The sequence below is a fragment of the Actinoplanes sp. NPDC051861 genome (assembly GCF_040681145.1).
In the GTDB taxonomy this organism is placed as follows: Bacteria; Actinomycetota; Actinomycetes; order Mycobacteriales; family Micromonosporaceae; genus Actinoplanes.
This window is the reverse complement of record NZ_JBFAYE010000001.1, coordinates 255,285-275,523: the sequence shown is the minus strand read 5'-3', so window position 1 is coordinate 275,523 and position 20,239 is coordinate 255,285. Positions and strand designations below refer to the sequence as shown.

22 protein-coding genes and 1 pseudogene are annotated in these 20,239 nt (G+C 70.6%); 10 read left to right on the top strand and 13 right to left on the bottom strand.

What is annotated here, in order from left to right; translation table 11 throughout:
• Positions 1–189: 189 nt before the first annotated feature.
• The 3 genes from AB0M02_RS01495 to AB0M02_RS01485 all read right to left on the bottom strand — a co-directional run bounded on the left by AB0M02_RS01495 (position 190) and on the right by AB0M02_RS01485 (position 2,821).
• On the bottom strand, positions 190–1,122 hold the full coding sequence (locus tag AB0M02_RS01495; RefSeq protein ID WP_364219703.1) for an SDR family NAD(P)-dependent oxidoreductase: 933 nt from the start codon (positions 1,120–1,122) through the stop codon (positions 190–192).
• 113 nt (positions 1,123–1,235) lie between these two features.
• Positions 1,236–1,814: a hypothetical protein gene (locus tag AB0M02_RS01490; protein ID WP_364219700.1), complete on the bottom strand. Its 579-nt coding sequence runs from the start codon at positions 1,812–1,814 to the stop codon at positions 1,236–1,238.
• Between the two features lie 92 nt (positions 1,815–1,906).
• Complete coding sequence (locus tag AB0M02_RS01485) at positions 1,907–2,821, bottom strand: DMT family transporter (protein WP_364219697.1); 915 nt, start codon at positions 2,819–2,821, stop codon at positions 1,907–1,909.
• A gap of 140 nt (positions 2,822–2,961) precedes the next feature.
• On the opposite strand from AB0M02_RS01485, the gene AB0M02_RS01480 reads away from it, so the two are divergent.
• On the top strand, positions 2,962–3,660 hold the full coding sequence (locus AB0M02_RS01480; protein WP_364219694.1) for an HAD family hydrolase: 699 nt from the start codon (positions 2,962–2,964) through the stop codon (positions 3,658–3,660).
• 202 nt (positions 3,661–3,862) lie between these two features.
• Positions 3,863–4,357 carry a hypothetical protein gene (locus tag AB0M02_RS01475; RefSeq protein ID WP_364219691.1) on the top strand — a complete coding sequence of 165 codons (495 nt, stop codon included), beginning with the start codon at positions 3,863–3,865 and terminating at the stop codon, positions 4,355–4,357.
• 165 nt (positions 4,358–4,522) lie between these two features.
• On the opposite strand, the gene AB0M02_RS01470 is transcribed toward AB0M02_RS01475, so the two are convergent.
• Complete coding sequence (locus AB0M02_RS01470; protein WP_364219688.1) at positions 4,523–5,398, bottom strand: PhzF family phenazine biosynthesis protein; 876 nt, start codon at positions 5,396–5,398, stop codon at positions 4,523–4,525.
• A gap of 27 nt (positions 5,399–5,425) precedes the next feature.
• On the opposite strand from AB0M02_RS01470, the gene AB0M02_RS01465 reads away from it, so the two are divergent.
• From AB0M02_RS01465 to AB0M02_RS01455, 3 genes are read left to right on the top strand one after another with little or no spacing between them, the layout of a single operon-like run.
• Positions 5,426–6,700 (top strand): CBS domain-containing protein, encoded by a 1,275-nt coding sequence (locus tag AB0M02_RS01465; RefSeq protein ID WP_364219685.1) that lies wholly within the window; start codon positions 5,426–5,428, stop codon positions 6,698–6,700.
• Between the two features lie 47 nt (positions 6,701–6,747).
• A complete protein-coding gene (locus AB0M02_RS01460; protein WP_364222458.1) occupies positions 6,748–7,221 on the top strand; it encodes a DUF1003 domain-containing protein in 474 nt (157 codons plus the stop codon).
• Positions 7,222–7,242: 21 nt separating this feature from the next.
• Complete coding sequence (locus AB0M02_RS01455; protein WP_364219682.1) at positions 7,243–8,394, top strand: Mrp/NBP35 family ATP-binding protein; 1,152 nt, start codon at positions 7,243–7,245, stop codon at positions 8,392–8,394.
• Here AB0M02_RS01455 and AB0M02_RS01450 read toward each other — a convergent pair.
• Together AB0M02_RS01450 and AB0M02_RS01445 are read right to left on the bottom strand one after the other, a co-directional pair.
• Positions 8,391–8,816, bottom strand: a complete 426-nt coding sequence (locus AB0M02_RS01450; RefSeq protein ID WP_364219679.1) for a preprotein translocase subunit TatB — start codon at positions 8,814–8,816, stop codon at positions 8,391–8,393. The genes AB0M02_RS01455 and AB0M02_RS01450 overlap by 4 nt on opposite strands.
• Positions 8,817–8,886: 70 nt before the next feature.
• Entirely contained in the window at positions 8,887–10,158 is a 1,272-nt protein-coding gene (locus tag AB0M02_RS01445) for a trypsin-like peptidase domain-containing protein (RefSeq protein WP_364219676.1), read from the bottom strand.
• 161 nt (positions 10,159–10,319) lie between these two features.
• Here AB0M02_RS01445 and AB0M02_RS01440 point away from each other — a divergent pair, with 161 nt between their 5' ends.
• Complete coding sequence (locus AB0M02_RS01440; RefSeq protein ID WP_364219674.1) at positions 10,320–11,021, top strand: O-methyltransferase; 702 nt, start codon at positions 10,320–10,322, stop codon at positions 11,019–11,021.
• On the opposite strand, the gene AB0M02_RS01435 is transcribed toward AB0M02_RS01440, so the two are convergent.
• Both AB0M02_RS01435 and AB0M02_RS01430 read right to left on the bottom strand, forming a co-directional pair.
• On the bottom strand, positions 10,998–12,416 hold the full coding sequence (locus AB0M02_RS01435; RefSeq protein WP_364219671.1) for a leucyl aminopeptidase family protein: 1,419 nt from the start codon (positions 12,414–12,416) through the stop codon (positions 10,998–11,000). The two genes, AB0M02_RS01440 and AB0M02_RS01435, sit on opposite strands and share 24 nt — an antisense overlap.
• A gap of 77 nt (positions 12,417–12,493) precedes the next feature.
• Positions 12,494–12,661 carry a DUF3117 domain-containing protein gene (locus AB0M02_RS01430; RefSeq protein ID WP_014447667.1) on the bottom strand — a complete coding sequence of 56 codons (168 nt, stop codon included), beginning with the start codon at positions 12,659–12,661 and terminating at the stop codon, positions 12,494–12,496.
• A gap of 275 nt (positions 12,662–12,936) precedes the next feature.
• Between AB0M02_RS01430 and AB0M02_RS01425 the strand changes: the two genes are divergently transcribed.
• Complete coding sequence (locus AB0M02_RS01425; RefSeq protein WP_364219668.1) at positions 12,937–13,749, top strand: PaaX family transcriptional regulator C-terminal domain-containing protein; 813 nt, start codon at positions 12,937–12,939, stop codon at positions 13,747–13,749.
• Positions 13,746–14,534, top strand: coding sequence for an enoyl-CoA hydratase-related protein (locus AB0M02_RS01420; RefSeq protein ID WP_364219665.1), 789 nt, complete (start codon positions 13,746–13,748; stop codon positions 14,532–14,534). The genes AB0M02_RS01425 and AB0M02_RS01420 overlap by 4 nt, the downstream gene beginning before the upstream one ends.
• Positions 14,535–14,641: 107 nt before the next feature.
• Here the strand turns inward: AB0M02_RS01420 and AB0M02_RS01415 are convergent, their stop codons facing one another.
• The 5 genes and pseudogenes from AB0M02_RS01415 to ndhC all read right to left on the bottom strand — a co-directional run bounded on the left by AB0M02_RS01415 (position 14,642) and on the right by ndhC (position 17,150).
• Entirely contained in the window at positions 14,642–15,151 is a 510-nt protein-coding gene (locus AB0M02_RS01415; RefSeq protein WP_364219662.1) for a hypothetical protein, read from the bottom strand.
• Positions 15,152–15,163: 12 nt separating this feature from the next.
• The gene (locus AB0M02_RS01410) at positions 15,164–15,733 is read right to left on the bottom strand and encodes a DNA-3-methyladenine glycosylase I (RefSeq protein WP_364219659.1); all 570 of its coding nucleotides are present in this window, start codon (positions 15,731–15,733) and stop codon (positions 15,164–15,166) included.
• Positions 15,730–16,155 (bottom strand): SRPBCC family protein, encoded by a 426-nt coding sequence (locus tag AB0M02_RS01405; protein ID WP_364219656.1) that lies wholly within the window; start codon positions 16,153–16,155, stop codon positions 15,730–15,732. The genes AB0M02_RS01410 and AB0M02_RS01405 overlap by 4 nt, the downstream gene beginning before the upstream one ends.
• Positions 16,152–16,691, bottom strand: a pseudogene (locus tag AB0M02_RS01400) (DivIVA domain-containing protein). Before AB0M02_RS01400 ends, AB0M02_RS01405 begins: the two are co-directional and overlap by 4 nt.
• A gap of 81 nt (positions 16,692–16,772) precedes the next feature.
• Positions 16,773–17,150, bottom strand: a complete 378-nt coding sequence (gene ndhC, locus AB0M02_RS01395; protein ID WP_364219653.1) for an NADH-quinone oxidoreductase subunit A — start codon at positions 17,148–17,150, stop codon at positions 16,773–16,775.
• Between the two features lie 204 nt (positions 17,151–17,354).
• On the opposite strand from ndhC, the gene AB0M02_RS01390 reads away from it, so the two are divergent.
• Together AB0M02_RS01390 and AB0M02_RS01385 are read left to right on the top strand one after the other, a co-directional pair.
• The gene (locus AB0M02_RS01390; protein WP_364219651.1) at positions 17,355–19,208 is read left to right on the top strand and encodes a 2-oxoacid:acceptor oxidoreductase subunit alpha; all 1,854 of its coding nucleotides are present in this window, start codon (positions 17,355–17,357) and stop codon (positions 19,206–19,208) included.
• On the top strand, positions 19,201–20,220 hold the full coding sequence (locus AB0M02_RS01385) for a 2-oxoacid:ferredoxin oxidoreductase subunit beta (protein WP_364219648.1): 1,020 nt from the start codon (positions 19,201–19,203) through the stop codon (positions 20,218–20,220). Before AB0M02_RS01390 ends, AB0M02_RS01385 begins: the two co-directional genes overlap by 8 nt.
• Positions 20,221–20,239 lie beyond the last annotated feature (19 nt).

Below are 20,239 nucleotides of genomic sequence, written 5' to 3'. Positions count from 1 at the left end.
CCAGACGGCCAGCCGGGTGACAGCGGGTCGAGCCGCGCGCGACCGCCAGCCGGGTGACAGCGGGCCGGGCCGCGCGCGACCGCCAGCCGGGTGACAGCGGGCCGGGCCGCGCGCGACCGCCAGCCGAGTGACAGCGGGTCGGGCCGCGACGGCCGGCCCGGTGTGAAGCGGGCCGGCCGGCGTCGGAGGTCAGCGGAACTGGGCCTCTCGGACGCTGTTGCCGCCGTCGACCACGAGCATCTGCCCGGTGATGTAGGACGCTGCCGGCGAGCAGAGGAACGCGACCGCCGCCGCCACCTCGTCCGGGGTTCCGGGGCGGCCGATCGGGGTGCCCAGGCCCTGTTTGATCTCGGTGACCGTGGACGCGGCTGTGTAGATCGTGCCGGGGGCGACGCAGTTCACGTTCACGCCGTCGGCGACCAACTCCATGGCCAGCGCCCGGGTGAGGCCGACCACGCCCGCCTTCGCCGCCGCGTACGCCGCCTCGGTCGGCAGGGCGTTGACCGGGCCGGCGGTGGCGGACAGGTTGACGATCCGGCCCCAGCCGCGTTCCGACATGCCGCCGACGAAGGCGCGGCTGCACAGGAAAGCGGTGCTCAGGTTCCGGTCGATCTCGGCTTTCCACTCGTCGAGGGTGAGCTGGGCGACCGGCCGCAGCACCTCGGGACTGGCCCGGCTCGCCAGGCCCGCGTTGTTCACCAGGACCTCGACGTCGCCCAGTTGGTCGGAGATCGCGTCGGCGAGGGCGCCGACCTCGGACTCGTCAGTCAGGTCGGCGACGAAGCCGGTCACGCCGAGCTCCGAGGCACGCTCGTGAATGCGGCGCGTCGTCGACACGATCGCGACGCGGGCGCCCAGGTTGCGCAGGCGGCGCGCGGTCGCGTACCCGATGCCGTCTGGGCTTCCGGCGCCGGTGACCAGCGCGACCTTGCCGTCCAGTCGGAGCGTCACGGCCCCGTTCGCTTCTTCGATCTCGGCCTCCACAACTTCCACCATCTCAGATTGCCCGGAGCGCTCGGGGTCCGATCCGGGAGCGCCGGAACGGGGTGGTCGGCCATCAGCGGGTCGGGTGGCGTCTCGCCGGGACGGATTTCCCCCGGCGGAACGGGCGTCGAAGACCATGCGGCGATCCTGCCTTCTCCCGCAAGCCGGGGCAAACATCGCTTCACTGTGGCGTACCCGGCATGGGCGCAACCGACGGCTTTCCGACAAGGTCCACCGCTGGTCAACGGGGCTCAGCGCCGCTCTTCGAGGAAAACCAGAGGGGCGCCGGATCCGTAGCGGCCGGGAAGTTGACGGCGGGCGCGGTCGAAGTCACGTGTGCCGATCTCCACACCCACACCGTCGTGCCGGCTACCCACGGTGGCGATCCGGATGCCGTGCTCGTCCCAATACGCCAGGTCGGCGACCACCCTGTCGTGCCAGTCGTCGAGTTCGGCGGCGGTGTGGGCGGCGTCGCGCACGACTATGCAGGAGTCCTGGGCGGCCCGCCGGACGAAGTCGTCGAAGTCGGATGAGGGGACTCGGTAGACGGTTGCCCGTACCCGAATGCGGTCGACCTCGAGACCCGCGAAGCTGGCGGCGAAACGATCGTGCCCGCCCCGCTGGATCCGCTCGATGGCGGCGCCCAGACGCGGGGTGACCGGTGCACGGACCTCGCGCGGCGCCCGGCTGAACTCGCACCCGGCGGTGCGCCAGGCACCGGCCGGCGCCGCGCGATCCGGAGCGGCCTCACCGGTGATCTCCGCGCAGCCGGTGCCGGTGAGAGCGAACGTCGCCGTCGCCAGCAGCCGGACCACCCGATCGCGTCGCAAGACAATCCCCCTGAAGACGTGCTCCTGATCCAACGAGCCACCATCGAACAGGGGCGCGTCGCCCAGGTCCGCAGGATTCCCCCGGAAGGGGACTAAAGCGACGGCACCTCGGTCACGACCCGGCCCCGGCGGGCCGCGCCGACGATCACGACGACGACGCCGGCCATGAGGAGCGCCAGACCGGGCAGCGACTCCCACCGCGGCACCTGACCGAGCCAGGCCCACGCGATCAGCGCGGCACCCGGGACCTCCAGCAGGATCAGCACGCTGACCGTGGTGGCCGACGTGTGCTGCAGCGCGTAGTTGAACATCGAGTGCCCGAGCAGCTGCGCCCCCACCACGATCGCCAGGATCGCCGCCCAGGTCCGGCCGTCGTATCCGACGAGATCGGCCCGGAACGCGAGGCAGACCGCGAGCAGCAGGAGGGCGCAGGTGCCGTAGCAGATCCACGTGTACGTGGTCGTGCTCAACGTGACCCGCGCCCGCTCACCCAGGGCGGTGTAGACCGCCGCGAAGATCGCGCCCAGCACGGCCAGGAGGTCGGCGAGGACGGCCTGACGGGACACGCCGAAGTCAGCGCCGGTGGCGACCGCGGCGCCCGCCACGGCCAGCCCGATCCCGATCCAGCCGGTCGTCGACGGCCGCCTGCCCTGCGCGGAGGCGATCAGTGCCTGCCACACCGGCTGGGTCGCCACCAGCGCGGTCGCCGTCGCCACCGAGCCCAGCTGCACGCTCGGCATCCACGTGGCGAAGTGGGCCGCGAGCGCCACGCCGGCCAGGACGCAGAACAGGCCCTCGGGGCGGCGGTGGATTCCGCGTACCTCCTCGCGGCGCGAGATCAACGCCACCGGTGTCAGCGCGACCGCGGCGAGGCTGTTGCGCCAGAACGCCACGGCCAGCGCCGGCGCCGCCGCGAACGCGATCAGCGGCGCCGACGACGAGACCGACAGCACGGCCACGACCAGGGCGATCGCCGTCAGCGGCGGCACTGTGTGCGGTGAGCGCATATTCATCCCCGGCAGTCGCTTCTTGCATAGTCACGCGCCACAGTTTGCCGACCTCTATTGGCGGAGAGTGACGGAGTCGATACAGTTCCGAACGGCCCGTGGGCCGTTTCCGATGATCGATGCCCTGGAGGCCGATTTACGTGCCCGCATACCGTGCGGTGGTCTTTGACTTTTTTGGCACGCTGACCCGCTCCGTCCAGCGCGGCCCGCAGCACGCCGACATCGCCCGAGCCCTCGGCACCGACCCGGACATCCTGGTCGGCGTGCTGGACCGCACGTTCCGCGCTCGCGCCTGCGGCCGTTACGGCTCGGCCGAGGCCACCCTGCGCTGGGTGATCGAACAGGCCGGCGGCGACCCCCGCCCGAGCGTCATCCAGGCCGCGATGCCCGCCCGCGTCGACGCCCTGCGCGCCGACACGCAGCTGCGCCCGGACGCGGTGACCGCTCTCACCGCCATCCGCCACCGGGGCATGCGCACCGCGCTGATCAGCGACTGCACCCACGAACTCCCCGCCTTCCTGCCCGGCCTCCCGGTGGCACCGCTGCTCGACGCCCAGATCTACTCGGTCGAACTCGGCGTCTGCAAACCGGACCCGGAGATCTACCTGGCCGCCTGCGCCGCCCTCGACGTAGCCCCTCACGACTGCCTCTACGTCGGCGACGGCGGCAGCCACGAGCTGACCGGCGCGGCTGCGGTGGGCATGACGCCGGTCCGCCTAGCCGCCCCTGACCTGGCCAATCACCTGGTCTTCGACGCGGACACGAACTTCGCCGGCCGCACGGTCAGATCCCTCACCGAGGTGATCCGGCTGATCGATTCGGTTCCGGTTCTGGTCTGATCAAAATCAGGCAAGGGTACGTGCAAGCCCCGCACCCAACCGCATCGGCGCGTCCCGTACCCACACCGCGGCCCGCTGCAACACCGGGCCGCCCGGCGCCTTACGCGCCAGGCATCCGGAGACGCCGGTCCAGCGGAGAGGTTGCGTCCCGGTGGGCGTTTGGCGCCGGTGTGGTGGGTGATCGGCGTGCGAGGATGGCTCGGTGAGTGCTGGCGTGCTGGAAGAGGCGATCAAGAAGGCGGCGATCGCCTGGGTCTCGGTGGGCGACGGACCGGCCTACGGGCTCTGGTGCATGCCGGTGGAGAACTCGCTGGCCGTGGTGAGTGGGCCCGGTGAGCAGTTCGCTCCGGGGCTGGCCCAGGCCGAACGCGCCGTCATGCGCCTGCGCGGCGACCACGGCGGGCTGATCGTGCAGGCCGACGCGGTGGTCAGCCGGGTGTTGCCGGGCAGCCCCGAGTGGGACGAGATCGCACCCCAGCTGGCAACGAAACGCCTCAACGCCTCCGGAACAGCCGACGACCTGGTGACCCGCTGGGTGGAGACCGGCTGCGCCCTGGTCCGCCTGACACCGGCCGACGACTCCGCGATCGGCAGCCCCGACCTCCCCGCCGAATCCGCCGCCGCCCCACCGAGGGACACCCCCGCCCGCGTCGAAACCCGCCGCCCCTTCCGCCTCCACCGAGTCCGCAAGCGCTGACCAAGGCACTGTTCCTCGCATCTTGGACGCCTGAGCCGGTCATGGACGCCTCGCGCGCCCAAGGTCCCAGAGCACGTGGCAATCATGGGCGATGGGGGCGGGCGGGGGCGGTTCGCGCGCCCAAGGTCTGTGGGGGCGAGACGTGGGAGGGCGGGAGCGGGCGAGTCAGCCGATGAAGGGCGGGACCGAGATTTTGCCCTCGGCTATGGCGTGGACGTGGCCGGCGACTGTGGCGGAGGTCGTGGTGCCGGCTTTGGCGGTTACGGTGCAGTCGAGTTGGGAGGGGCGTTTCATCTCGACGCCCTGGTGGACTCGGTAAGAGGTGGTGCCGTCGGGTGGGAGCCAGCCCGCTGCCACGAGCCAGACGCCCAGGCCCAGGGCTGCGGAGCCGGTGGCGGGATCCTCCCAGACGGCGGTGCCGGGGACGAAGACGCGCGCGTGTGCCTCGCCGTCGGCCCAGGAGAAGACGCTGATGTCGGTCACGCCCTGCCGTTCGGCCTCGGGGGCGTTGAGGCGTATGCGGGCGAGTGCTTCTCTGCGTACCGGAAGAAAAAGCCAGTCCAAGCCGCACCCGGCGAAACGTGCGGCAGCCTGGTCTCCACCGGCGAAGTCCGAGGCCGTCAGGCCGAGCATGTCCAGCAACGGACCCGGGGTGACCGGATCGCCCAGCCGGGGCTCGCCGCCGGTGAGCGTGGCCCGGCCCGCGGTGGTGACCTCGATCGGCAGCAGGCCCGCGCCGCACTCCTGAACCACCCGCCCGGCCTGGAAGAGCCCCCGGCGCATCGAGGTGACCGCGGCGCCGACGCTGGGGTGACCGGCGAACGGCAGCTCGGTCTCGGTCGTGAAGATCCGGGCCCGGTAGGTGGCGCCGTCCGCGGTGGGCGGCAGCACGAAGACCGTCTCGGCGAGGTTGAACTCGCGGGCCAGTGTCTGCATCTGATCGGCAGCCAGATGCTCGGCCTCGAAGACCACCGCGAGCGGATTTCCGGCGAACGGACGATCGGTGAACACGTCGACGATCTCGTAGGGCACGGTGGACATGTCCGGACCCTAACCTAACCTTGGCATGTGACCATGGGGACGAGGGTTTATCTGGCTCGTCTGTCCGGGCTGCCGGTGTTCGACCCCAACGGCGACCGCGTCGGACGGGTGCGTGACGCGGTCGTGCGGCTGCGCACCACGAACCGGCCGCCGCAGGTGGTGGGCCTCGTCGCGGAGATGGCGCTGCGCCGCCGGATCTTCCTGCCGATCGGGCGGGTGACCAGCATGGACGCGGAGGCGGTCGTGCTCAGCACGGGCACGCTGAACCTGCGCCGTTTCGAGAAGCGCCCCAACGAGCTGCTGGTCCTGGAGGACCTGCTGGACCGCCGGGTGACGGTGGCGCCGGAGAACGAGGGCGGCCGGGAGCACGCCGGTGCGGTGGTGGACATCGGGATGGAGGAGAACCGCCGGACCGAGTGGATCATCACTCGGGTGGCGATCCGGGAGCACCCGGGGCGGCTGACTCGGCGCGGTCATGTGTATCAGGCCGAGTACGACCGGGTCCGTGGTCTGGTCGGCCCGACCGACACGCAGGGCACCTCGAACCTGATCGCCCTGTTGGACCAGATGCGACCGGCGGACATGGCGAACGCACTGCAGGACCTGCCCGACGCCCGGCGCAACGAGGTGGCGGCCGCCCTCGACGACCGGCGGCTCGCCGACGTGCTGGAGGAGCTGCCCGAGCACGACCAGGTGGAGATCCTCGTCGCCCTGGACCGGGAGCGCGCCGCCGACGTGCTGGAGCGGATGGACCCGGACGACGCGGCCGACCTGCTCGCCGAGCTGCCCAAGAGCGAGCAGGCGGTGCTGCTGGACCTGATGGAGCCGGAGGAGGCGTCACCGGTCCGGCAGCTGATGAACTACCGGCCGGGCACCGCGGGCAGCGTGATGACCTCGGAGCCGGTGATCCTCACCCCGGACACCACGGTCGCGGAGGCGCTGGCGCGGATCCGGGAGCCGGAACTCTCGTCGGTGGTCGCCGCCCAGGTTTTCGTGGCGCGGGCGCCGAGCGCGACGCCGACCGGGAAGTATCTCGGGATGGTGCACTTCCAGCGTCTGCTCCGGGAACCGCCGTCCACCCTCGTCGGCGGGCTGGTGGACGCCGACATCGAGCCGCTGCGGACGGAGACCGGGCTGACCGAGATCACCCGGAGGATGGCGACGTACGACCTGATCGCGATGCCGGTGGTCGACCCGCAGCACCGGCTCCTCGGCGCGGTGACGGTCGACGACGTGCTGGACCACACGTTGCCGCGGGACTGGCGTGACCGTGACGCCTACGACGAGCAGGAGGTCCCGTGAGCGAGAGTCGGCGGGACCGTCTGGATCAGCCCCGGGACCCGGGGCGGATGAAGCTGCCGAAATTCGACCCGGAGGCGTTCGGCCGGTGGTCGGAGGGCATCGCGCGGTACATGGGTACGGCGAAGTTCATCGTCTACATGACCGTGCTGATCGCCGCCTGGTTCGCGTGGAACACGCTGGCGCCGGAGGATATGCGCTTCGACCCGTACACTTTCACGTTCTTGACTTTGATCTTGTCCTTGCAGGCGTCCTATGCAGCCCCGCTGATCCTGCTCGCGCAGAACCGCCAGGCTGACCGGGACCGGCTGGCGATGGAGGAGGACCGCCGGCGCGCGGCCATGCAGAAGGCCGACACGGAGTACCTGGCCCGCGAGATCGCTGCCCTGCGGATAGCACTGGGTGACGTCGCCACCAGGGATTTCCTGCGCTCGGAGCTGACCCGGCTCGCTGACGAACTGGACGAGGCGGCACTTCGACGGGAGAAACGCGCCCGTATGGACTGGGAGGAAGAGCACCCCTGACCTCGACGTAGCATGGGCTGCATGTCCGCTCCTGCTTCCACGCTCGAGGACGCCATCCAGGCCGCTCTGGCGACCGTGGACGACCCCGAGATCCGCCGCCCGATCACCGACCTCGGCATGGTCTCGGGCTTCACCGTCAGCGACGGCCTGGTCAAGGTCGACCTGTTGCTCACCGTCTCCGGCTGTCCGCTGCGGGACAAGCTGAACGCCGACATCACCGCCGCCCTCACCAAGATCCCCGGGATCGACCGCGTCGAGATCAACTTCGGGGTGATGACCGAGGAGCAGCGCAAGGCGCTGCAGGCCACGCTGCGCGGTGGAGGCGCCGCTGCCGAACCGGTCATTCCCTTCGCCCAGCCGGGCTCCCGGACGAGGGTGTACGCGGTGGCGAGCGGCAAGGGCGGTGTCGGCAAGTCCAGCGTCACCGTCAACCTGGCCGCGGCTCTCGCCAAGCGGGGGCTGTCGGTCGGTGTCATCGACGCGGACATCTACGGCCACTCGGTGCCGCGGATGCTCGGCGTGGAGGGCAAGCCCACTCGCGTGGAAGACATGATCATGCCGCCGCAGTCGCACGGTGTGAAAGTGATCTCGATCGGCATGTTCACCGCCGGCAACGCCGCTGTGGTCTGGCGCGGCCCGATGCTGCACCGGGCCCTGCAGCAGTTCCTCGCGGATGTGTACTGGGGCGACCTGGACGTCCTGCTGCTCGACCTGCCGCCGGGCACCGGTGACGTGGCCATCTCACTGGCCCAGCTGCTGCCGAACGCGGAGATCCTGGTCGTCACCACACCCCAGATGGCCGCCGCCGAGGTCGCCGAGCGGGCCGGCGCGATCGCGCTGCAGACCCACCAGCGCCTGGTCGGTGTGGTGGAGAACATGTCGTGGCTGGAGCTGCCGGACGGCTCCCGCATGGAGGTCTTCGGCGCCGGCGGCGGCGAGACCGTGGCCGAGTCGCTGACGAAGACCGTCGGCGCCCGGGTGCCGCTGCTGGGTCAGATCCCGCTCGACACCCGCGTCCGCGAGGCCGGCGACGGTGGCACCCCGATCGTGCTGGCCGACCCGGCCGCACCGGCGGCAAAGGCACTCGACGCGGTCGCCGACGGCCTCGCCATCCGCCGCGAGTCCCTGGTCGGCAAGCCCCTCGGCCTGATGGTCAACGCCAGGAAAGCCTAAGTCGCGTCGAGGTCGTAACGCTGCTGAGCCGGTCGGGGTGCCTCGACCGGCTCCGCTGTTTTCGGGGTGCTGCCGTTGTTCTTGAAGTCGGCGGCGGCGGCGACCTCGTTGAGCTCGGTCTTGACGCCGTTGAGGTCCTGCTTCACGTCGTCGAAGAGGGTCTGCAGCGGCTTGCGGATCGCCGCCTCGTCCTCCTCGCTGAGCAGGTGCTTGCGGATGAAGGCCTTCGGGTGCAGGTCCTCGAGCTGGATGTCGGTGCCGAGCTCACGGCTCAGGTCAGTCGTCGCGCTCTGCGCCATGTTGCGCAGCCCGCGCAGCATGCGCAGCCCGTCGCCGATCACCTTGGGCAGGCGTTCCCCGAAAATCAGCAGCGCCAGCATGAGCAGCGCGCCGATCTCCCACCAGTTCAGATTCTCGAACACGTACGGCCTCCCAGGCGTCCGGAGCCAAGCGTACGCACGTCCCGGGAACGAACGACACCCCGTCCGGTGATCAGTTGGTGTCCGCCGCGAGCGTGACCGAGGCCGACGAGGCCCTGGTGCCCCGGCGATATTCGACCGCGACCGTCGAGCCCGGTGCGTACTTGCGGACCAGCGCGATCAGGTCGGTGCCCTCCTCGACGACGTGCCCGTCCAGTTTCGTGACCACGTCACCGCTCTTCAGACCGGCCGTGGCGGCCGGACCGGCCGACTCCACCGAGCGCAGCCGGGCGCCGCCGGCCGTCTCGCCGGTGACCACCTCGGCGCCGATCACGGTCCGCCGTGGCTTGCCGGTGTCGATGATGTCCTTGGCGACCCGCTCCGCCTGGTTCATCGGGATGGCGAAGGCCAGGCCGATGTTGCCCGCCTCGGTGTCGGCGCCGCCCACCGAGCGGATCACCGAGTTCACCCCGATCACCTGGCCGGCCGAGTTGACCAGCGGCCCGCCGGAGTTGCCCTGGTTGACCGCGGCGTCGGTCTGGATGGCCGCGTAGTAGCGCGTGGTGCCGCCCGGATCGCCGGCCTCCAGCGTGCGGTCCAGGGCGCTCACGATGCCCTGGGTCACGGTGTTCTTCAGCGCCAGGGGTGAACCGAAGGCGAGCACCGGGTCACCGACCGCGATCGCGTCGGAGTCGCCCAGCTCGACCGGGGTGAGACCGGACTTTGCGACTTTGATCACGGCGATGTCCGACTCCGGATCGCGGCCGACCACCCGGGCCGAGGCCGTCGTGCCGTCCCGGAAGGAGACCGAGAGGACGTCGTCGGCGCTCTCCACGACGTGGTCGTTGGTGATCACGTAACCGTCGGTGGATACGACGAAACCGGAGCCGATCGCCCCGGTCACGTGCACCGTCACCACGCTCGGCGCCACCCGTTCGGCGACACCGGCCATCGTCTCGGGCGCCCGCTGGACCGACTCCGGGGCCTGCTGCGGTGCGGCGCCCAGCTGGGTGCCACCGGCCGGGGCGAAGCCGCCACGGACCGCGAAGACGAAGCCGAGGGTGCCGCCGAGACCACCCGCCAACAGGGCCGTGACCAGGCAGATCAACAGGACCGGGGCGAGTGAGCGGCGGGGCGCGTCGGGGTCGGTCACGGGCTCCAGAGCGGGTCCGCCACCGGTCGGGGCGGCGGTCACCACCACGGCCGAAGGCGCATACGGATCTCGCCAGGGATCACCGGCCGCATCGGTCCACCACGGGGAATCATGCGGCGGCGGAGAGGCGGGCCCGGGCACGGGAGAAACAGGCGACGCCGGTGGCCGGCGCCAGTTCCAGCCGTCGGTCACGTCGGTGCCTCCACTCGTTCTCGCCCGGCTCCGAGCCTCCAGGATGACACGGATTTCCCGGATCCCGCCCTCCCACCGATGCCCCCGTAGGTACCGCTGGGCCGTTTATCCATCGACGGCGCAGTGCATCACCGGAGAGCATCGCTCTACTCTCTTATCCGATGTGCGTGGTTGCGCCGCGACCATCACCCCTTCGTCCGGAGGTCGTCATCATCGGTCCCGCTCGTTCATTCGGTCAGCCGGCGCCGCAATCAACGCCGTTCGCCGAGACCTACGCCACCGAGGACCCGGTCCAGCAGACCGCGCGTGCCCTGGCGCACGAGCTCGGCCTGCCCTGCGTCTCACCCGGCGCGGGGTCCGTGCTGCGCCTGCTCGCTGCCGCGGGCAGCGCCAAGGCGGTGGTGGAGATCGGCACGGGTACGGGTGTGAGCGGCGTCTGGCTGCTCCGCGGCATGCGCCCGGACGGAGTCCTCACCACCATCGACGTCGAGCCCGAGCACCAGCGCATCGCCCGGCGGGTGTTCCTGGAGGCCGGCTTCGCCTCGTCACGCACCCGGATCATCAGCGGGCGCGCCCTGGACGTGCTGCCGCGCCTCGCCGACGGCGCCTACGACCTGATCTTCGTGGACGCGGACACCACGGAGTTCGCCGCGTGCACCGAGGCGGCGCTGCGCCTGCTGCGTCCCGGAGGCGTGCTGATCGTCAACGGCGCGCACGCGGGCGGCCGCATCACCGACCCGTCCGCCCGTGACGTGGACACGCTGACCATCCGGGAGACCGTCAAGGCGATCCGTGAGTCCGAGGACTGGATCCCCGCGGTGATCCCCTCCGGTGCCGGTTTACTGACCGCTGTGAAGCGCTGAGAGCCAGCGAAGCAGAGTTCTGGTGCCCCAGCCGGTGGCGCCCTTGGAGAGGTCCAGGTCGTCGGCCTCGGCCCAGCTCGGCGCGGACATGTCCAGGTGGGCCCAGCGGCCGTCGCCGAAGAAGTCGCGCAGGAACAGGGCGGCCATCACCGAGCCCGGCCCGGACGGCGCGCTGACGCGGTCGGCGATGTCGCTGCGCAGGTTCTCCACATAGTCGTCGGCCAGCGGGAGCCGCCACATCTTCTCGCCGGCCGCCGCGCCGGCCTCGGTCAGCGCCCGGGCCAGGTCGTCGTCGGGGCTGTACAGGGCCGCGGTCCGCTTGCCGAGGGCGACCGCGTTCGCCCCGGTCAGAGTGGCCAGGTCGAGGACGATGTCCGGGTTCAGTTGCTCGTACGCGTACGCCAGCGCGTCCGCCAGCACGATCCGGCCCTCGGCGTCGGAGTTGGTGTTCTCGCTGGTCGAGCCGTCGTAGTGGGTGATCACGTCGCCGGGGCGGAAGGCCGAGCCGCTGACCGCGTTCTCGGCGAGCGGTGCGAGGGCGGTGACGCGCACCGGGAGGTTCAGGTCCGCGGCGCCCAGCGTGGCGGCCACGACCGCCGCCGCGCCGCCCATGTCCTTCTTCATCAGCTTCATGCCCTCGCGGGACTTGATCGAGATGCCGCCCGTGTCGAACGTGATGCCCTTGCCGACCAGGACCACGTGGGTGGTCGCGCCGGGCGGCTGCCAGGACACCTCGACGAAGCGGGGCGGTGTCGCCGAACCGCCGCCGACCGCCCGCAAGCCGCCGAAGCGCAGCAGGTCGTCGCCGGCGCGGACGGTCACGGTCAGGCCGGTGCGCCCGGCGGCCTCGGCGACGACCTGATCGGCGAACCAGGCCGGGTTCTTCACCGAGGACGGTGTGTTGGTCAGATCGCGGGCCAGCCACGTCGTCTCGGCTGTCACGCGGGCGTCGGTGAGGCTTTCCGCGTACCCCTCAATGGTTGAGACAATGACCCGCACCTCGCCGGACCGGGCCGCCAAGGTTGCGTCCCGATAGCGATATCCGCCCAGCCAGAGGCCCTCGGCCAGGCCGCGCAGCGCCGCCTGGCCCGCGTCGGCCGGAAGCAGCACCTCCAGCGTCTCGTCACCGGCGGCGGCCCGGACAGCCGCGGCACCCGCCGCACGCCAGCCCGCCTCGTCGCCGTCACCGATCCCGGCCAGCAGCACTCTCGCCGGGCTCCGCAGCGGACGCGGCAGCGGCTCGATGTGCCCGGCCTGGCCCGCTTCGGCAATCCCGGCGGCCAGCGCCGCCACCTCCGCGCCCACGTCACCGGGAGCCTGCGGTTCGCCGGAACCCACCGGAACGACCCAGGTGGCCGCGTCGTCGGGAGTCTCGGTCAAGCGGATTGCGAACACGGGAGGATGACCTTTCCGTAAGACGTGGAAAGCCCGCCGGTAAGGGCGGTACCTTACCGGCGGGCTCGCGTGAAACGTCAGCCGGCGATCGACTTCAACGCGTCACCCAGCGCGTTGGCCTCGTCCGGAGTCATCTCAACGACGAGACGGCCACCACCCTCCAGCGGGACGCGCATGACGATGCCACGACCCTCTTTGGTGACCTCCAGCGGACCATCGCCCGTCCGCGGCTTCATCGCCGCCATCTTGTCTCCCCTCAGACCTACGTCAGGGTCGGTGGGTTGCCCCACAGCCACTTGCTCCTGGAATGCCAGCAGCCTCGTCACGTGCTCAGCCCCACGCGACGCGGTGCTCGTTTCCGACCGGCGGCCCGCTCAGGCCGTTTTCACGTGTTCACGCGATGCGACCCACCGTGCCGATCAAACATTTTCCCTGATGAACACCGGCGAACCCAAACCCAGCCCGGGCGGATGTGACAGCATCTAGCATATAGCCTTTCCTGCTGTCACAATGTGCGGTCATGCAGGCGCGGTCCGCACTCTTCGACCTGTACGGCGACTACCTGCGCGCTCGCGGCTCGCGAGCCCCGGTCGCGGCCCTGGTGCGGCTGCTCGCTCCGCTGGACATCGCGGCGCCCGCGGTCCGCACCGCAGTGTCGCGAATGGTGCGACAAGGATGGCTGCACCCCCTTCGTCTGGCATCCGGGCCGGGCTATCTGCTCACGCCGAAGGCCGCCCGGCGGCTCGACGAAGCGGCGACCAGGGTGTACCGAACCGGTCGCGGCGGCTGGGACGGCCGCTTCGACATGATCCTCCTGAGCGGGTCGCTGGCACGGCGGGATGCCGCCCGGCTCGCCTATCTGGGTTACGGGCCGCTCAACGAACTGGTCTGGGTGGCACCGCGCGCCTCCGAGGAGATCGACGCGGTGCTGACCGAGGCGGGTACCGGGTTCGAGCGGTTCAGTGCCAGTCACGCCGCCGGCTCGCCGGGTGCTCTCGAGGTGGTCGGCCGGGCGTGGAACCTGGAGCGGATCGGGCAGTCGTACGAGGACTTCGTCACGTCGCTGCGCCCGGTCGTCAAGGCGGTCACACCGCGCAGCTCCGATGAGGAGGCGTACGCGGCACGGTTCCGCCTCGTGCACGCGTGGCGGTCGTTCCTCTTCCAGGACCCACAACTACCTGCGGCTCTGCTGCCACCACGGTGGCCGGGCACGACCGCCGCGGGCTTCTTCGACAAGCACGCGACCCGGTTGCGCCCGGCTGCTGACCGCTATGTCGAACGTTGCTTGCAAGCGGCCACACGTGGAGGACGTGTGGGATTCTCAGACACATGACCGACTCGCTCCTCGTCGACCGCACCGATGCCGTCGTCACCCTGACCCTGAACCGTCCCGAGGCGATGAACTCCTTCACCGTCGACCTCAAGGAGGCGCTGCGGGACACCCTCGCCACGCTCGAATCGGACCGGTCATGCCGCGCGATCGTGCTGGCCGGCGCGGGCAACGCCTTCTGCGGCGGTCAGGACCTCAAGGAGCACGCGACCCTGCTGGAGGCTGGGTCCACCGATCTGAACACCGTCCAGGTGCACTACAACCCGATCGCGCAGCGGCTGGCGAGCATGCCGAAGCCGGTGATCGCGGCGGTCCGCGGGATGGCGGCCGGCGCGGGCGCGTCGCTCGCGCTGCTGGCCGACTTCCGGATCGGCGGGCCGTCGACCCGGTTCCTGATGGCGTTCGCGAACGTGGGCCTGGCCGGCGACAGCGGCGTCTCCTGGTCGCTGCCGCGCATCGTGGGGCACGCACGGGCGCTCGAGCTGCTGCTGCTCGCCCAGCCGGTGAACGCCGAGGAGGCGAACCGGATCGGCATGCTCTCCCGGCTGCTGGACGACGACGAGCAGGTGCTGCCGGTCGCCCAGGAGCTGGCGGCGCGGCTCGCGGCCGGTCCGACGGTGGCCTATGGGGCGATCAAGCGGGAGCTGTCGATCGGTGACGCGGGGACGCTGTCGGACGCCCTTGCGGCGGAGGCTCAGGCCCAGGCGATCTGTGGGGCTACCGCGGACCACAAGGCGGCGGTCACGGCCTTCCTGAACAAGCAGAAGCCCGTTTACGAGGGCCGTTAATCGTCCTGCCGAGTCGAACTCGGCGTGGCACCCGGTATGGCTGGGAGCTCCAGCGTGCCCATAGGCCAAGCTTGCGCTTGGAAGCCAAGCGCAAGCCAAATCGGCGCTTATTCCTCGTCTTCCTCTTCGGGGTCCTGGTTCGCCTCGGCACCGAGGACGAAGGCTTGCATCGCAAGCTCATCACCCGACGGCCAGACGTACGTGGGGAGCTCGGCTGGGCCGAGCTCCAGCACGTGCGACCAGAACTGGCGCACCGCCTCGGCCGGGTTGCTCGCCTCGATCGGCATCGCGACGCTGACCAGCCACGGCTTGCGGTCCGCCGCGGCGCCGAGCCGCTCGGCCAGACGGCGGAACGTGGTCGCGTCCACCGGGCCGCCGGTCAGGCCCTCGGCCGGGAGCGGCTCGTCGAACGCCCGGCGCTGATAGCCGAGCACCAGGTCACCGCCGTCGATCTTCTCCACCCGGGCAAGCGCGACGACGTTGTCCTCGGCGACCACGAGCACGTCATCGCCGGCGGAGGCATCCGCCGGAGCGCCCGCCACGGTCACCACGTCGTGCTGGAACAACCGCTCGGTCGCCCACTGCTCGTCCGGAAGAATCATCGACCACTGCGCCATGGGCTCATCTCATCACAGCGGTGGGACCCAGCAGTCCGCGAGGTGGTCGTCCACCATGCCGGTGGCCTGCATCATCGCGTACGCCGTCGTCGGGCCCACGAACTTGAACCCGCGCTTCTTCAGATCCTTGGCCAGCGCCTTGGACTCGTCGGTGAGCGCCGGCACCTCGGCGCGGGTCCGCGGGCGCGGGCGGGCCGCCGGCGCGAACGACCAGAGCAGCGCCGAGATCCCGTCCGGCAGGTCGGCGGCGACCCGGGCGTTGTGCAGGGCGGCGTCCACCTTCATCCGGTTGCGGACGATGCCGGGGTCGGCCATCAGCCGGGTCGCGTCGGCCTCGGTGTACTGCGCCACCTTCTCGATCGAGAAGCCGTCGAAGGCGGCGCGGAAGGCCGGTCGCTTGCGCAGGATGGTGATCCAGGAGAGGCCGGACTGGAAGGCCTCCAGGGTGAGCCGCTCGAAGAGGGCGTCGTCGCCGCGGACCGGCTTGCCCCACTCCTCGTCGTGGTACGCCATGTACTCCGGCGTGCTGCCGCCCCAGAAACAGCGCGGCTGCCCGTCCGGGCCGATCACCAGATCGGTCACGGGAGCCGGCCCTGCTCGACGAGCCGCCCGAAGCGCTTGAGCGCGCCGGTGAAGCCGAGTTTCGAGCCGGGCCAGAGCACCGGCCAGGCGATCTTCCCGACCGCTCCGGCCGGGAGATGGAACCACTCGTGGAGCACGATCTGCGTACGGTCCCCGGACATCGCCGTGCACCGCATCGACCCGGGGCCGCGCAGCACCTTGCCGCAGTGCACGACGCGCACCTCGTACGGCGCGTTGACCTTGACCACCCGCAGTTCGTCGCGGAGCACGGCCGGTCCGAGCGCGGTGACCGCCTCGACCAGGCTGCCCTCGCCACCGTCGCCCTCGACGACCCTGACCCGGGTGAACGGGATCCACTCGGACTGCTTCTCCCAGTTCAGAAACGCGGAGAAGACCCGGTCGGCGGGCGCGTTGACGATCACGGTGGCGGTGAACTCACCGGAGCCGGGCCGGGCGGCGTCGCCCAGTCCGGCGGATGGACCCTCGCTCATCGGCGATCCGCCGGCTCCCCGTCGGCCGCGGGCGCGTCGCCCACCTCGATGGCCGGCTCGCCGGCCGGTTTCCCGTCGGTGGGCGGTGGTGCGGACGGCGCGGAGGGCGCGGCGGCGACCTCACGGGCCCTGCGCAGCTGGTCGGCGTCGTCGATGCGGCCCTCGCGCAGCGCGGCGACCTCGGCCTCGAGGACGCCGATCAGCTCGCCCTTGTAACCGATGTCGTACGCCGCGCGCTGCAACGCCTGGTCCACCTGCGCCATCCGGTAGCCGCGCCAGGTGGTGTCGAACCGCGTCTCGACGATGTCGGACTCCCCGAGCGGGCGATCACTCGGCAGCGGCACCGAGCGCCCGTCGGGCTCGACCGGGGTCAGTCCCGGGTCTCCCCCGCTCAACAGAACGGTCACGCCGAAGACGATCGTCGCGACGACGAGTGCCACGACAATGAAGAGCAGAAGCTGACCCATGCGCACGATGTTGGCATGTCCGCTTTCCGGTGGCGAGCCCGCCACCCGGACGGTTGCCCGCCGCCGCCGCGCTGTGGAGGGTCAGGTCCAGGTCAGGATGCGTTTGCGCCAGGCGTACAGGATGCCGAGCGCGAGCACCGCGACGAAGACACCCATCTCAGCGACGGCGAGGCCACCGAACTCGGGCCGGTCGAAGATCAGCGCCCAGGGGAAGAGGAACACCGCCTCGACGGCGAAGAGCACATAGAGGTACGCGTAGACGTAGTACCGGATCTGCGCCTGCGCCCAGTCGCCGCCGACCGGGTCGATGCCGCTCTCGTACGCGATCCGCTTGCCCGCAGGCTCGGCCGGAGTGGCGGGCCGGAGCAGCCTGTTCGCACCGAACGCGGCCACGAACAGCAGCACACCGGCGGCGAGCACAAGGCCCAGCGTGGCGTACGAACCGAGATATCCGTCCACGATCGGGGAGCCTAACGGACGGCGGACAGCTTCCAACGTGCCGCATGGTGGACTCTGCTGGCTGGACCTTTCCCGACGTAGCTACTGTGGGCAACGGTTCGGGGCCGCCTCGTAAGGAGCGGCGACGTACTGTGGAAGTGACGATGTGCGGGCCGGCAGATCGACCACCGTGAGCCGCCGGGCCGCGTCCTTTGGAGGTTGAACGTGGCCGCTTCCGCGAAGCGAGTCGAACAGCTGGACCGAGTAGTCATCCGTTTCGCCGGCGACTCCGGCGACGGCATGCAGCTCACCGGGGACCGGTTCACCTCGGAGACCGCCCAGCTCGGCAACGACATCTCTACCCTTCCGAATTTCCCCGCCGAGATCCGCGCGCCAGCCGGCACGCTGCCCGGCGTCTCCAGTTTTCAGGTGCACTTCGCCGACTACGACATCCTGACCCCCGGCGACGCGCCGAACGTGCTGGTCGCGATGAATCCGGCCGCGCTCAAGGCCAACCTGGCCGAGCTGCCCGCCGGCGCCGACATCATCGTGAACACCGACGAGTTCACCAAACGAAATCTGGCGAAGGTCGGATATGCGACCAGTCCGCTCGAGGACGGGTCGCTCGGTGACTACGCGGTGCACCCTGTCGCGCTCACCTCGATGACGGTCGGCGCGCTGGCCGACTCCGGCCTCTCGAAGAAGGACGCCGAGCGCGCCAAGAACATGTTCGCGCTGGGCCTGCTCAGCTGGATGTATTCGAGGCCGTTCGAGTCCACCCTGCGGTTCCTGGAGCGCAAGTTCGCCAAGCGCCCCGACCTGGTCGCGGCGAACAAGGCGGCGTTCCAGGCCGGGTGGAACTACGGCGAGACCACCGAGGCCTTCTCGGTGCGATACGAGGTGAAGCCCGCCAGGATGCGCCCCGGCACGTACCGGAACATCACCGGCAACCAGGCGCTCGCGCTCGGCCTGGTCGCCGCCGGGGTCCGGGCCAAGCTGCCGGTCTTCCTCGGCGCCTATCCGATCACCCCGGCCTCGGACATCCTGCACGAGCTCTCCAAGCACAAGAAGTTCGGCGTGACGACCATGCAGGCCGAGGACGAGATCGCCGCGATCGGTGCGGCGCTCGGCGCGGCGTACGGCGGCGCCCTCGGCGTCACCACGACGTCCGGCCCGGGCGTGGCGCTCAAGGGCGAGACGATCTCGCTGGCGATCGCGCTGGAGCTGCCGCTGGTCGTCGTCGACGTGCAGCGGGCCGGCCCGTCCACCGGCATGCCGACCAAGACCGAGCAGGCCGACCTGAACATGGCGCTGTACGGCCGACACGGCGAGGCGCCGCTCGCGGTGATCGCGCCCAAGTCGCCGTCGGACTGCTTCCACGCGGCGATCGAGGCGGCCCGGATCGCCCTGACCTACCGCACCCCGGTCATCCTGCTGTCCGACAACTACGTGGCGAACGGCTCCGAGCCGTGGCTGCTGCCGTCCGTCGACGAGCTGCCCGACCTGCGGGTGGAGTACGCCCGCGAGCCGAACACCGAGGACGGGCGCTTCCTGCCGTACCTGCGGGATCCGGAGACGCTGGCCCGGCCGTGGGCGATCCCCGGCACCCCGGGCCTGGAGCACCGCATCGGCGGCCTGGAGAAGGCGGACAAGACCGGCGACATCTCGTACGACCCGGCCAACCACGAGTTCATGGTCCGGATGCGGCAGGAGCGCATCGACGCGATCCCGGTGCCGGACGTGGACGTCGAGGACCCGGAGGAGAACGCGCGGGTCCTGGTGCTCGGGTGGGGTTCGACGTACGGGCCGATCGGTGCCGCGTGCCGCGCGCTGCGCCAGCGCGGCCTGTCGATCGCGCAGGCCCACCTGCGCCATCTGGCGCCGCTGCCGGCCAACCTCGGCGAGGTCCTCGCCGGGTACGACCGGGTGGTGGTGCCGGAGATGAACCTCGGCCAGCTGGCGTCCGTGATCCGGGCGAGATACCTGGTCGACGCGGTTCCCTTCAACCAGGTCAGCGGCCTGCCGTTCACCGCCGCGACGCTGGAGAACATGCTGGAGGACGTGGTCAAGAATGGCTAGCCCGGTCACTCTCAAGCTCACCATGAAGGACTTCAAGTCCGACCAGGAGGTCCGCTGGTGTCCCGGCTGCGGTGACTACGCGATCCTGGCCGCGGTGCAGAGCTTCATGCCGGAGCTGAACATCGCGCGGGAGAACACCGTCTTCGTCTCCGGCATCGGCTGCTCGTCGCGCTTTCCGTACTACATGAACACGTACGGGCTGCACTCGATCCACGGCCGCGCCCCGGCGATCGCGACCGGCCTGTCCGCGTCCCGCCCCGACCTCAGCGTCTGGGTGGTCACCGGCGACGGCGACGCGCTCTCGATCGGCGGCAACCACCTGATCCACGCGCTGCGCCGCAACGTGAACCTGAAGATCCTGCTCTTCAACAACCGGATCTACGGCCTGACCAAGGGTCAGTACTCACCGACCTCGGAGATCGGCAAGATCACCAAGTCGACGCCGGCCGGGTCGGCGGACTCGCCGTTCAACCCGCTCTCGCTCGCGCTCGGCGCCGAGGCGACGTTCGTCGCCCGCACCATCGACTCGGACCGCAAGCACCTGCAGTCGGTGCTGCGCGCGGCCGCCGAGCACGAGGGTTCCGCGTTCGTCGAGATCTACCAGAACTGCAACATCTTCAACGACGGCGCGTTCGACCTGATCAAGGACCCGTCCTCCCGCGACGAGCACCTGATCCGGCTGGAGCAGGGTCAGCCGATCACGTTCGGCGCGGACGGGCGGTTCTCGGTCGTGCACCCCGAGGGCAGTTTCGGGCTCAAGGTGCAGGAGGGCGGCACCCCGATGGTCCACGACGCGACCGTCGACGACCCGGCGTACGCCTTCGCGCTCAGCCGGCTCTCCGGCTCGGACCTGAACACCACTCCGATCGGCGTGTTCCGCAACGTGAACCGGCCGTCGTACGACGAGATCGTCCGCAAGCAGGTACTGGACGCGCAGGCTCAGGCCACCGGCACTCCGGAGGAGATGCTCGGCGACCTCCTCAGCGCGGGTGACACCTGGACGATTATGTGAGCTGATCGATAGGGTTCGG